Source organism: Pantoea phytostimulans (assembly GCF_046118715.1).
GTDB lineage: Bacteria > Pseudomonadota > Gammaproteobacteria > Enterobacterales > Enterobacteriaceae > Pantoea > Pantoea phytostimulans.
The window spans coordinates 137,935-150,331 of sequence record NZ_CP173698.1 but is presented as its reverse complement, the minus strand read 5'-3'; the positions used below and the strand labels follow the sequence as shown (position 1 = coordinate 150,331).

The following is a 12,397-nucleotide window of genomic DNA, read 5'->3' as shown; positions in this document are numbered from 1 at the left end:
CGCGCAAGCGGCCTTTTTTATTGCCTGCGAAACCCGCCACTTTCCGTTCTCACACGCTTCGTTAATCGTGTTTTTTTTCTTCGGTTGCATTGAGACATCTGACGGCGCATAATATTGTTATATTATAACATTACATAAAGGTGATTTTATGAAAGCCAATATTCATCCGCAATATCGTCAGGTGGTATTCCATGACACTTCAGCTGATGCCTGGTTCAAAATCGGTTCGACGATTAAAACCGATCGCACCGTGGAGTTTAGGGGCGAGACGCTGCCCTACGTGACGCTGGATGTCTCATCTGCCTCACATGTTCATTACACCGGTAAACAGAAAGATTTCACCAAAGAAGGCAGCACAGCACGCTTTAACCAGCGTTTCGGTCGCTTTCTGGGCCGTCAATAACAGGAGATAAATCATGCAGGTATTGAGTTCGCTGCGTTCCGCTAAACATCGTCATAAAGACTGCAAAGTGGTGCGACGCAAAGGTCGTATTTATGTGATTTGTAAAACCAATCCGCGCTTTAAAGCGGTGCAGGGAAGAAAGAAAAAACACTAGGATGTGTCGTGATGATTGGCCGGGAATTCCCGGCCTTTTTTATGCTTAACGCATACTGCTCAACATGGCATTAACGTTATGTTTAAAGGCGGCCTCATAAGTTGCAGCCGGACCAGATGCGGCAGAAAGCGCTTCGGGATAAAGTTCACCGCCAGGCTGTGCGCCGGTCGCGCTGGCAATTTGTTTCACCAGACGGGGATCGGTCTGATTCTCGATAAAGTAGCTGTTGATGTGCTGCTGTTTTAATTGATCAATCAAACTGCCGACATCGCTCGCGCTGGCTTCTGCTTCCGTTGAAAATCCAACCGGGGCCAGAAAATCAACGTCATAACGCTGTCCGAAATAGCCGAAGGCATCGTGGCTGGTTAATACCTTCCGTTTCTCTAACGGAATGGCCTGAAAAGCCTTTTTTGCCCAGCTATCGAGTTTTTTAAGCTGCTGAATATAATTTTCGCCACGCTGACGAATCGCAGCGGCATCATCAGGATCGGCTTTGATTAATGCATTCATCACATTCGTTGCGTAAATCACCCCATTTTGCATGCTGTTCCATGCATGCGGATCGGTAATACTTTTGCCCTCTTCCTCCATGCTACGCGTCGTTACACCGCGAGAAGCCACGACGGGCTGACCTTTATAGCCTGATGCTGTCACCAGGCGATCCATCCATCCTTCCAGCCCTAAACCACTGACGAAAACCACATCAGCTTTTGACAGCGCCAGGCTGTCTTGTGGTGTCGGCTCAAAAGTATGAGGATCGCCATCTGGCCCTACCAGACTTTTTACTTTTACCTGATCGCCGCCAACCTGCTTAACGATGTCAGCCAGCACAGTGAAACTGGCTACGGCATTTACAGTTTTAGCCATGGAAAATGGGCTGATCGCCATCACGCCGATCGCCAGGCTAACCGGTAACTTTTTCATAAAAACCTCTTAAATTAATGGCGGTGCAAAATGCCACCGCACGGCCCTGTCAAAATAGAAATGAAAAACAGCATGGCGGCACTCAGCACCACCGCCGGTCCAGCGGGCAGTGAAAAATGCCAGGAAAGAATCAATCCAATAAATGAAGCGATCACGGCTAACAGCATGGCAATGGCGAGCATGGCAACCAGATGACGACTCCAGAAACGAGCACTTGCCGCGGGTAACATCATCAATCCTACCGACATCAAGGTGCCCAACACCTGAAAGCCAGCAACCAGGTTCAGCACTACCAACATCAGAAAAAGGCCATGCACCAGCGGCGCGCTCCATTTACCCTGCGCACGTAAAAAATCGGGGTCGAACGCGTCAATCACTAAAGGCCGGTAGATCAGCGCCAACATCAGCAAAGTAAAAGCAGCAATGCCACCGACCAGCAGCAATGCCGGGTTATCTACCGCCAGCAGCGAACCAAACAGCACATGTAACAGATCGACGCTCGAGCCTCGCAGTGACACTAATGTCACCCCTAACGCCAGCGAACCAAGATAGAAACCGGCAAAACTGGCATCTTCTTTTAGCGGCGTGTAACGGCTGACTGCGCCTGATAGCAACGCCACGGCTAAGCCCGCGATCAAGCCACCAATGCCCATCGCGACTAATGAAAGTCCTGAGATCAAATAACCGATGGCTGCGCCCGGCAACACCGCATGTGATAACGCGTCACCAATCAAACTCATCCTTCGTAACGAAAGGAACACGCCGAGCGGCGTCGCGCTAACGGCTAAAGCGATGCAGGCAACCAGCGCACGGCGCATGAAACCAAATTCAAGAAAGGGTTGAAGCAGCGTCACGGTGCCACTCTCCGTAACGGCAGTGAATGTGTCGGCATTTGGCTATGGGAAGCGTCATCCATCGACAAAACATCTGTGAAATAACGTGCGACTAAGGGGCGATCGTGTAGAACTACCAGCAAGGTGGTACCCGCTTGCTGCTGCTGCTGCAGGATTGACATGAGCAAAGTAACCGTTTGGCTGTCGATACCATTAAAGGGCTCATCCAGCAGCCATAGACGACTGCGTTGTAACATCAGGCGAGCAAACAGAACGCGTTGTAATTGTCCACCTGACAAGGTCGCTGGCTGCGCATCGGCATAATCCATCATTTGTACCGCTTCAAGCGCCAGCCAAATCTCTTTACGCAAAGTACGAGTAATGCCGCCGAACCAACCACAGCGCGGCCAGCAGCCAATCGAAACCAACTCAAATACAGTTAGCGGGAAACGCGTTTCCAGCTCGGTACGTTGTGGCAGCCAACCCCTCTCTTTTCGCGGTAGCAATAGCTCGCATTGTCCTGATATGGGCGGCAGTAAACCGGCAATAGTTTTTAATAAGGTTGATTTTCCGCTGCCATTGGCACCCATTAATGCTGTCATGCTGCCTGCTAACAACTGACCCGTGATCACGGGGGTAACGGCCTGACCCTGATAGCCTGCACGAAGCGATTTAAAAACAATCATTGATACATTCCCCACTCCATCGCACAGCTAAGCAGTGCAATCAGTGCCAACGCGATAAGCAATCGCCTGTTCAACGACAGCAGTAATCCACTGTGATTCATAATTGCACCTAAATGTTATAACATAACAATTATGATACGCGATTCTTTTGTCAGGGGAAGTGTTCAAAATGTTTCAAAAGATAACGTAGCGGGCAAATTATTGAGAGAAAAAAATCATTAAATTAGATTATAATCAACAACTTAAACAATAACCTATCTCAGCTATCGTTTGTCCGCTCAGTATCTCGCTTGCAAACTTCTTGCAGAACATTAATCATAGGTTTATCAATTGTAATTACAGACCCTGATATGCTGCATATTGAATGTGATATTGCACCTTGCGAAACAGATATCGCTAAAATAGAAACGATCATTCAGCGGAATATTCTCAAAATAGCGGAACCGCTAGCCGGAGATTTACAGTGGTATTCACACAATGCCCTGTTAGTTCCAGAGAGTTTTAAAATAAATTCAATAGAAGTTGTCGGGCCGAATAGATTTAAAATGCTTTACCATTTTGATTGGAATTTATTTAGTCCGTGTTTAGATCTAAATGAAACCATGACGCAAAAAGAGCAGGTAATGTTTCAAATCGTGCCCGGTGCGCTGGCGTTTGAGCTAATTGACAATACGCGTCCTTCTCCCGCCGACGAATTGTAATATTTAGTAATGGAGGTGAGCAAAACTAATGGTTTTACACTATATTTAAAGCACTCCGTTTATTAACAGCTCTATATAATCGCTTCCTGGCCGCTTTGCTTTATCACCCCGCATCGCGGTAACTGTGCTTGCTACGGAGGGGAAAAAGATGGACGAATACTCACCGAAACGGCATGATATTGCCCAGCTCAAATATCTGTGTGAGAGCCTGTTTGACGAAAGTATGGCAACGTTGACTGATAGCCATCATGGCTGGGTTAATGACCCCACTTCTGAAAGCAATTTACAACTCAATGATCTGATTGAGCATATCGCCTCTTTCACGATGAATTACAAAATTAAGCATGTTGAAGATGAAGCGCTGATTTCGCAAATCGATGAATATCTTGACGATACCTTTATGTTGTTCAGTAATTACGGTATCAATACGCAAGATCTTCAACGATGGCAACGTTCAGCTAAACGCTTATTTAATCTGTTCACTGAAGAGTGCGCTTTTCTCCAGCAACCAAGCCATTCGTTATAGTACTTACGTGAGAACGGTTTATTTATGAACAAAGCCCTAACTAAAACGGATTATTTGATGCGACTGCGTCGTTGTCGCTCAATCGATACCCTTGAAAGGGTCATTGAAAAAAATAAGTACGAATTACCTGACAACGAACTAGCCGTATTTTACTCTGCAGCCGATCATCGTTTAGCTGAACTGACAATGAATAAGCTTTACGACAAAGTTCCCGTTTCGGTGTGGAAATTCGTACGTTAGTCCTTCACTGCTTTACGTCTTTTCCCTACAACGCATCCATCCAGACTTAATAATCTCGCCTGCCGGCAATGGATCGGCCTCAGGCGAGTTTCGCCTGTCTGCTTTTTTTGAGCATCGTTTTTTGAGTAGAAAGAGGGGGAGGATAAAATTGGGTGGGGGCCCTGCCAGCTACATCCCGGCACACACGTCACCTGCTGCGGCTGCTTCCTTCCGGACCTGACCGAGTTCACAAGCTAGCATTGCGGGAGAACCAACAGGGCCCCCATTGATAGCCCTCATTACGAGAGCGCAGGCATTATCGGGGAAGCCCTTGGCAATTGCAAGCGCAGACGGGATGACCGTTGCTTTCTTGAACAACAAGCACTTCCGCGCATTCCGCTCTCGTCTGTCATGCTAAAGTTGAAGCCATTTTTTGCGACAGGACAAGCAGATGGACCAACCCGACAGCTTTCAGCAACGTATCTGGCAAATTGTCGCCGCCATTCCAGCCGGTAAGGTCATCACTTACGGTGAAATTGCCCAACTTGCAGGTTCGCCCCGAGCGGCACGACAAGTCGGCGGCGTGTTAAAGCGCCTGCCTGCAGGCAGTACTTTGCCCTGGCATAGAGTGGTTAACCGTCACGGCACAATTTCATTGCAAGGTGATGACCTGTTTCGGCAACGCGATGCACTGGAAGCCGAAGGTATTGAGGTCAGCGATGAGGGAAAGATTGCGTTGGAAAAATATCGTTGGTGCTATTAATTAATAAATTTGGGGCGAACGGCGTCGCCCCAGAACGGCGTTACAGACTGGTTGGTGCGGGTACAGAAGAGGATGGTGTCACCTGCGTCGGGGAGGTTGATGGCACCGTGGTCGCTGCGCCCGGTTGGGTTGGCATTGCCATCTGTGGAACCGGAACCAACAACAGTTCCGCTTTGGTACCGCCCTGATTGATCACGGGTTTTACCGCATCCGTGATAAAGGCCATTTTGCCGTCAACAGTAATCGCTGCACTCAGCAAGATACGCGCGTTAGGCTGAATATCTGCTGGGTTGAAAGGCAGGATAAACTGGAAAGGTGCCTGTTTGCCTTCAGTACGTACTACGCGCTGTGACAACACCTTAGAGGGTGCATCTGCCATTGAAGCATCTGAAAGCGTAACGGTTAATACTGCATCCGGTGGCAACGCAATGCGTTGACGAATATAAACCGAACCGCTAACGTTTGGCTGGGTAATTGCCGCTTGCTGTCCTGCCACTGCGGAACCTAAAGTCGGCGTTGCAACCGGCTTACCTTTATCGGCACACCCTGCGACAGCCACCGCCAATGCTAATCCACTGAACACTTGCCAGAATTTCATTGATGTCGTCTCCATTTGATCAAAATGATTATCAGCAGCGAATCTGCAGTACAGCGCTTCACTCGCCGTATGTCCTTAATGTTGGCACAGAATTCGGAAATTTGCCTGGCTGGCACTCAGGCGAAAGTCTGATTGACGACAACTGGTCGGATCTTTCAAACTGAGCAGGTTACTTTTCTGAGGAAAGCGCGATGAGCCAGGCACTGCAAAATCTGCTGAATTTATTAAATTTGGAAAAACTCGAAGAGGGTTTATTCCGTGGTCAAAGCGAGGATCTCGGTTTGCGCCAGGTTTTTGGTGGTCAGGTTGTCGGGCAAGCGCTGTATGCCGCCAAACAAACGGTCCCTGAAGATCGCATCATTCATTCGTTTCATAGCTATTTTTTACGTCCCGGCGACAGTGCAAAAGCCATTATTTACGATGTCGAAACCTTACGAGATGGCAAAAGCTTCAGTGCTCGCCGCGTCAGCGCGGTGCAAAATGGTCATCCTATCTTCTATATGACCGCCTCGTTTCAGGCCCCCGAAAGTGGTTTCGAGCATCAGAATCAAATGCCTTCGGTACCCGGCCCAGATAATTTGCCCTCTGAGCAGATGATGGCGCAAAAAATGGCACATTTGCTGCCGGAAAAAGTCCGAGAAAAATTTATCGCTGAACGTCCATTGGAGATTCGCCCGGTTCAGATTCATAACCCGATAAAAGGCCATGTCGATGAGCCCGTTCGCCAGGTCTGGATCCGCGCTAATGGCGTTCTGCCCGATGATTTGCGCCTGCATCAATATGTTTTGGGATACGCTTCCGATTTAAACTTCTTGCCCGTTGCGCTTCAGCCGCACGGTAAAGGCTTTCTTGAAGCCGATATGCAAGTCGCTACCATTGATCATTCTATGTGGTTTCATCGCCCCTTCGATTTTAGCGAGTGGCTGCTTTACAGCGTGGTAAGCACCTCTGCGTCTGGCGCACGTGGTTTTGTGCAGGGTGAGTTTTATAATCAGCAAGGTGTACTGGTGGCATCAACGGTGCAGGAAGGGGTAATGCGTCAGCGAAATGAATAAAAAAGGGGCGATTGATCGCCCCTGATATTTTTTATTTTAGCGCACTGCTCTTTTTGAAGTGATTTCTTACTGGTTGTAAGCGTTTTCGCCGTGACTGTTGACGTCCAGACCTTCGCGTTCCTGCTCTTCTGGTACACGCAGACCCACAATCATGTCAGCCAGTTTGAAGCCGATGAATGCGGCCACGCCCGACCAAACAATGGTAACGCCAACGCTGAAAATCTGTACCCAAACCTGATGGCCCATGGTAACGCCCTCTGCGTAACCCACGCCGCCCAGTGAAGAGGAAGCGAAAACACCGGTCAGAATACACCCTACGATGCCACACACGCCGTGCACACCAAACACATCACACGGGTCATCAACACGCAGCCATTTCTTCAAGGTTGTGACACCCCAAAGGCCAGCCAATCCACCCACCAGACCGATGATCAACGCACCACCGACACCGACATAACCACACGCGGGGGTAATCGCAACCAGGCCACCAATAAAGCCGGAACACGCACCCAGCAGAGAAGGTTTACCCCTAACAGCCCACTCGCCAAAGGTCCAGGACAAAACTGCGCCTGCCGTTGCTATAACAGTGTTCAGGAAGGCCAGCGCAGCGATTTCGTTAGCTGCTGAAGCTGAACCGGCGTTAAAGCCAAACCAGCCGACATAGAGAATCGCGGTACCCATGAAGACCATTGGCAGGTTATGCGGTTTAAACGCTTCTTTGCCAAAACCAGCACGTTTGCCGACCAGGTAAGCACCCACCAGACCCGCAACAGCGGCGTTGATGTGCACCACGGTACCGCCAGCAAAGTCCAGCGCGCCGTCCTGAGCCAGATAACCGCCGCCCCACACCATGTGAGCGATAGGCAGATACGCCAGTGTCAGCCAAACCAGCACAAAAATCAGAACTGCAGAGAAGCGAATACGTTCAGCAATCGCACCGACAATGAGACCGACGGTGATACAGGCGAAAGAGGCCTGGAATGCAACGTGAATATACTGGTAGAAGCTGCCCATCACGGCGGTCAGCTGGATATTTTTCAGCATTGCCCACTCGAAACCGCCGAAGAACGCATTGCCTTCGCTGAAGGCCAGCGAATAGCCATAAACCATCCACAACACGCAAACCAGAGAGAACGTTACGGCAACCTGAGTCAGCATTGACAGCACGTTTTTTGCACGGATTAATCCGCCGTAAAACAAGGCAATACCTGGAATTGACATAAACAGCACCAGCGCGGTGCAAATCATCATAAATGCGTTATCAGCCTTGTCCGCAACGGCAGGTGCAGCCATCGCGAGCGATGGTAACAGTGCCAGGCTGGTCAGGCCCAACTTAGTCAAAACTTTATTCATTTTATCCATCCCATCACATTACTGAGCTTAAATTACAGAGCTGCTTCGTCGGTCTCGCCGGTACGAATACGGATTACGCGCTGCAGTTCAGCCACGAAAATTTTACCGTCGCCAATTTTACCGGTGTAAGCCGCCTTGCTGATAACGTCCACAACTTCGTCAAGCTGATCGTCAGCAATGGCGATATCAATTTTCACTTTCGGCAGAAAGTTAACGCTGTATTCAGCGCCACGATAAAGTTCGGCATGCCCTTTCTGACGACCAAAACCTTTAACTTCGGAGACGGTCAGCCCCTGAATGCCAATAGAGGATAAAGCTTCACGCACATCCTCCAGCTTGAATGGTTTAATCACTACGGTAACCAGCTTCATAGGATCCCCTCCGGGTATTAAATAGGTGAGTCTCATGGACACGCAGAGATATAAGCAAAGCGTGTGCCACAAATATCGAAAGCGATTAATCAGTGAGTCAGGCGCGCTGGAGCTAGCTTTGTTTTGTGATGGATAACACAGAGAATAGTTTAAGCGGGGGAGTTAAGAGAAACGACTGCACTTCTTTGGTGCCTTCAGCCTCAAAGAAGTGCATTTATACAGATTAATCTGATAAAAGCGCGCAAAAAAGGTGCAGATCACCCTTCTGTTGTTAAGGGCATGCCCGAAGCAAGTTCATCCCCTGCTTGCTGTAACTGATACATTTGCCAATAGCGGCCTTGCTGCGCGAGCAGTTGCTGATGATTGCCACGCTCCACAACTTGTCCATGATGCAGAACTAAAATTGTATCGGCTTCGGTGATGGTTGAAAGGCGGTGAGCAATCACCACCAATGTGCTGTGCTGCCTTAAGGTGCGTAGCGTTTGCTGAATAGCCTGCTCAGTGCCAGAGTCGATATTGGCCGTGGCCTCATCAAGAATCAGGATTTGCGGTAATTCGACCAGCACCCGCGCCAGCGCCAACAACTGTTTTTGCCCAACAGAGAGATTATTGCCCTGCTCACCCAGCCGGGTGTGAATGCCTTCGGGCATGCTGCGGGCTAAGGGTGCCAGCTGGACTTGCTCAAGCACCTGCCAGACCGCCTCTTCACTGATATCGCGGCCTAAGCGTACGTTGGACAACAAGGTGTCCGCTAACACGACCGGATCTTGCTGCACCATCGCAATACCACGTCGCAGCACCGAATGTGTCAGTTCACTTATCGGGCGATCGTCGAGGCGAATCTCGCCGCGCGTCACCGGGTAATAACCCATTAATAAGTTGGCCAGCGTGCTTTTTCCACTGCCGGTATGTCCCACCAATGCAACAAACCCGCGTGAAGGAACCTCAAGATTGATATTACTCAGCACATCGCGATTTTCGCGATAGGCAAAGCTCAGGTTGTTAAAGGTGATACGACCTGAAGCGAGGGGACGATCATCACTACCATATTGCTGTTGGGCGGCATCCATCAGCTCAAAAATGCGCTCACCCGATACTACCGCCTGCTGCAACATTGATTGTTGGGTGGTTAGTTCGATCAAGGGTTCGTTCAGGCGTCCCAGATAGGTAATAAAAGCGTAAAGTACGCCCACTTCAAATACGCCCGGCATGGAAAAGCTAAATAGCATCAACAAGCCACACAGCACCAAGGCCGAGAACAGGCTTAATAGAGGCCGCAGCAGGAATCCGTCCAGCCGCAGCGTTTCCATGCGCGCCAGATAGTGTGAACGGCTGGCCTCGCCCATGCGCTCACCAAAGCGCGCCTGCTGACGAAACTGCTGGATCACGCTCATGCCGCTGATCACTTCATTAAAACCGTTGTTGATTTCAGCCAGATAACTGCGTACACGGCGTGCAATAGGCGTGCTGTAGCGCTGATAAATCAACATCACCACCAGCACCATCGGGAAAATCAACATCGCCACCAGCGCCATGCGCCAGTCAAGGCTAAACATCGCGACCATCATCGCGCCGACTAACGCTGCGCTGCGCAACACTGTTGCTACCACCGTAACGTAGAGATCTTTGATCACTTCGGTATCGTTAGTAACGCGTGAGATGATTTGCCCAACCGGCTGCGTATCAAACGCGCTCAGCGGCTGACGCAGAGCCGCATTCATCACATCGCTGCGTAATCGCTGCACCACGCCTATCGCCGCGCGATTAAACAGCAGTGCCTGCCAGTAATGCAGCGCAGCAGCCAACAATTGCAGCAAAATGAAACTCACCACCAGCCCAGCCACCACAGCCCAAGGCATATGGTGTTTCGCCACTAATTTATCGATAAAGTAGCTGACCAGAACCGGGCCCGTGACTTCAGCGGCAGCGGCAATCCACAGCATTGCGACGGCTATCGACAAGGACTTACGCCAGGGTTTACCGTAGCTCAGCAGGCGTTTCAGTGTTGGCCACAAGCGTTGTGACTTAGCCATGCGGCACTCCTTTTTCATTCTCGTCGTCGTCTAGCGCGGCTTCCAATTGCTGATAACGATACATATCGCGATACCAACCTGGCTCTGCCACTAGCGTATCGTGATTGCCACGTTGCGCGATCGTACCTTGCTGTAGCACCAGAATCTCGCTGGCTTCAGTTAACGCTGACAGACGATGTGCACTGATGATCAAGGTGCGATTCTTGCCCCAGATGCGCAGGTTATGCAGTATTTCATGTTCTGTACGGCCGTCCACCGCGGACAAGGCGTCATCAAGGATCAGGATTTCTGCATTCAGCAATAATGCACGAGCAATCGAAAGCCGCTGTTTCTGCCCACCCGATAACATCACGCCGCGCTCACCCACCTCTGTTTCATACCCTTGCGGTAAACGTAAGATGTCATCATGAACGCAGGCCATTTTGGCTGCTTGCTCAATCTCTTCCTGCGAAGCATTGGGTTTACCCAGCGCAATGTTACTCGCCACGCTATCCGAAAACAGGAAGGGCGTTTGGCTCACCACGGCTAAGCGGCTACGCCAGCTATCAATGCGTAATTGCGGGAGCGGCAGATTGTGATAGCGGATATCGCCTTGTTGAATATCGAAGTGGCGCTGAATCAAGCTAAGCAGCGTACTTTTACCGCTGCCGGTTGGACCACATAAGCCCAACATTTCGCCGGGTTTCAGTTGGAAATTGAGATGACTTAATACCGGCCCGGAGCTGGCAGGATAACGAAACTCACGGATCGCCGCCTGCAAAAGACCTGGCTCTGCAGGCAGTGTTTTTTCACCATCTTCTACCGCCGGCGCTTCCGACAACAGGACGCGAATTCGGCTCCAGGCTGCACTACCGCGCTCGACAATATTAAACATCCACGCCAGCGCCAACATGGGCCAAATCATCAGACCGAGATACATTACAAAACTGGTGAGCTGACCTAGCGTCATTTGATCGTGCCACACCAGCCAGCTGCCGCCGCCAATCGCCAGTAGATTGGAAAAGCCAATCGCGATGTAAATGGTGGGATCAAACCGTGCATCAACGCGAGCCACGCGCAGATTTTTTTCACCTGTATCGCGGGCAATGTCAGAAAATTGCTGCGACTGATGCTGCTCAAGACCAAAAGATTTGATCATGCGGATGCTGGTCAGGCTTTCTTGGGTCTGATCGTTGAGGCTGGAAAAAGCTGCCTGCGCCAGTTTAAAGCGTTGATGTAATTGGTTGCCGTAACGATGGATCACCAGCGCCATAATCGGCATGGGTATCAGTGACAGCAAGGTCAATTGCCAGCTGATTTGCGTGCTCATCACCACTAACACGACGCAACCCATCACCAGTGAATCGACCAGTGTCAACACGCCTTCACCGGCGGCGAAAACCACGCGATCCACATCATTTGTTGCGCGCGCAATTAAGTCGCCAGTACGATGGCGTAAATAAAAGGCGGGATGCTGGCGACTTAGCTGACGATAAAAATCTTCACGTAGCTCTACCGCGAGTTGATAAGAGGCGCCAAACAGCAGCACGCGCCAGACATAGCGCAACAGGTAAACCACTATCGCGGTTGCTAGCATGATGCCAATCCACATCATGATTTGGCCAGTGCTCATACTATGGTGCGTAACGCCATCCACAATAACGCCCACCACATGCGGCGGTAACAACTGCAGAATAGCAATAATGATCAATAAGATGACGGCGCCTACATAGCGTCGCCACTCACGTATAAAATACCAACTTAACTGGCTGAATAATCGCACAACGCTGCTCTCAATC

15 protein-coding genes and 1 other RNA gene are annotated in these 12,397 nt (G+C 50.1%); 7 read left to right on the top strand and 9 right to left on the bottom strand.

Going from position 1 to position 12,397, the window contains the following annotated elements:
- Positions 1–148: 148 nt before the first annotated feature.
- A complete protein-coding gene (locus ACF2G4_RS00740) occupies positions 149–403 on the top strand; it encodes a type B 50S ribosomal protein L31 (protein WP_215847419.1) in 255 nt (84 codons plus the stop codon).
- A gap of 13 nt (positions 404–416) precedes the next feature.
- Positions 417–557, top strand: coding sequence for a type B 50S ribosomal protein L36 (gene ykgO, locus ACF2G4_RS00735; RefSeq protein ID WP_215847420.1), 141 nt, complete (start codon positions 417–419; stop codon positions 555–557).
- 45 nt (positions 558–602) lie between these two features.
- Here the strand turns inward: ykgO and ACF2G4_RS00730 are convergent, their stop codons facing one another.
- Genes ACF2G4_RS00730 through ACF2G4_RS00720 form a run of 3 tightly spaced genes read right to left on the bottom strand, consistent with a single transcriptional unit; the run spans position 603 to position 3,000 of the window.
- Positions 603–1,481: a metal ABC transporter substrate-binding protein gene (locus ACF2G4_RS00730; RefSeq protein WP_409075321.1), complete on the bottom strand. Its 879-nt coding sequence runs from the start codon at positions 1,479–1,481 to the stop codon at positions 603–605.
- A 14-nt stretch (positions 1,482–1,495) separates the two neighbouring features.
- The gene (locus ACF2G4_RS00725) at positions 1,496–2,335 is read right to left on the bottom strand and encodes a metal ABC transporter permease (RefSeq protein ID WP_243078391.1); all 840 of its coding nucleotides are present in this window, start codon (positions 2,333–2,335) and stop codon (positions 1,496–1,498) included.
- Positions 2,332–3,000, bottom strand: a complete 669-nt coding sequence (locus ACF2G4_RS00720) for a metal ABC transporter ATP-binding protein (RefSeq protein WP_409075320.1) — start codon at positions 2,998–3,000, stop codon at positions 2,332–2,334. Before ACF2G4_RS00720 ends, ACF2G4_RS00725 begins: the two co-directional genes overlap by 4 nt.
- A 350-nt stretch (positions 3,001–3,350) precedes the next feature.
- On the opposite strand from ACF2G4_RS00720, the gene ACF2G4_RS00715 reads away from it, so the two are divergent.
- From ACF2G4_RS00715 to ACF2G4_RS00705, 3 genes are all read left to right on the top strand, one after another.
- Positions 3,351–3,701 carry a hypothetical protein gene (locus ACF2G4_RS00715; RefSeq protein WP_243078393.1) on the top strand — a complete coding sequence of 117 codons (351 nt, stop codon included), beginning with the start codon at positions 3,351–3,353 and terminating at the stop codon, positions 3,699–3,701.
- Between the two features lie 148 nt (positions 3,702–3,849).
- Positions 3,850–4,227, top strand: coding sequence for an Hha toxicity modulator TomB (tomB, locus tag ACF2G4_RS00710; RefSeq protein WP_215847425.1), 378 nt, complete (start codon positions 3,850–3,852; stop codon positions 4,225–4,227).
- A 24-nt stretch (positions 4,228–4,251) separates the two neighbouring features.
- Entirely contained in the window at positions 4,252–4,467 is a 216-nt protein-coding gene (locus ACF2G4_RS00705) for an HHA domain-containing protein (RefSeq protein ID WP_243078394.1), read from the top strand.
- Positions 4,468–4,626: 159 nt separating this feature from the next.
- Here the strand turns inward: ACF2G4_RS00705 and ffs are convergent.
- Positions 4,627–4,723, bottom strand: an RNA gene (gene ffs / locus ACF2G4_RS00700) — signal recognition particle sRNA small type.
- 174 nt (positions 4,724–4,897) lie between these two features.
- On the opposite strand from ffs, the gene ACF2G4_RS00695 reads away from it, so the two are divergent.
- The gene (locus ACF2G4_RS00695) at positions 4,898–5,209 is read left to right on the top strand and encodes an MGMT family protein (RefSeq protein WP_215847426.1); all 312 of its coding nucleotides are present in this window, start codon (positions 4,898–4,900) and stop codon (positions 5,207–5,209) included.
- A gap of 40 nt (positions 5,210–5,249) precedes the next feature.
- On the opposite strand, the gene ACF2G4_RS00690 is transcribed toward ACF2G4_RS00695, so the two are convergent.
- On the bottom strand, positions 5,250–5,807 hold the full coding sequence (locus ACF2G4_RS00690) for a YbaY family lipoprotein (RefSeq protein ID WP_215847427.1): 558 nt from the start codon (positions 5,805–5,807) through the stop codon (positions 5,250–5,252).
- A 191-nt stretch (positions 5,808–5,998) separates the two neighbouring features.
- On the opposite strand from ACF2G4_RS00690, the gene tesB reads away from it, so the two are divergent.
- Positions 5,999–6,862, top strand: a complete 864-nt coding sequence (tesB, locus tag ACF2G4_RS00685) for an acyl-CoA thioesterase II (RefSeq protein ID WP_409075319.1) — start codon at positions 5,999–6,001, stop codon at positions 6,860–6,862.
- A 66-nt stretch (positions 6,863–6,928) separates the two neighbouring features.
- Here tesB and amtB read toward each other — a convergent pair whose 3' ends face one another.
- The 4 genes from amtB to ACF2G4_RS00665 all read right to left on the bottom strand — a co-directional run bounded on the left by amtB (position 6,929) and on the right by ACF2G4_RS00665 (position 12,381).
- Positions 6,929–8,215, bottom strand: coding sequence for an ammonium transporter AmtB (gene amtB / locus ACF2G4_RS00680; protein ID WP_215847429.1), 1,287 nt, complete (start codon positions 8,213–8,215; stop codon positions 6,929–6,931).
- A 32-nt stretch (positions 8,216–8,247) separates the two neighbouring features.
- On the bottom strand, positions 8,248–8,586 hold the full coding sequence (glnK, locus tag ACF2G4_RS00675; protein ID WP_003850469.1) for a P-II family nitrogen regulator: 339 nt from the start codon (positions 8,584–8,586) through the stop codon (positions 8,248–8,250).
- A 257-nt stretch (positions 8,587–8,843) separates the two neighbouring features.
- On the bottom strand, positions 8,844–10,619 hold the full coding sequence (locus ACF2G4_RS00670) for a SmdB family multidrug efflux ABC transporter permease/ATP-binding protein (RefSeq protein ID WP_215847430.1): 1,776 nt from the start codon (positions 10,617–10,619) through the stop codon (positions 8,844–8,846).
- A complete protein-coding gene (locus tag ACF2G4_RS00665) occupies positions 10,612–12,381 on the bottom strand; it encodes a SmdA family multidrug ABC transporter permease/ATP-binding protein (RefSeq protein WP_409075318.1) in 1,770 nt (589 codons plus the stop codon). The genes ACF2G4_RS00670 and ACF2G4_RS00665 overlap by 8 nt, the downstream gene beginning before the upstream one ends.
- Between the last annotated feature and the right edge of the window lie 16 nt (positions 12,382–12,397).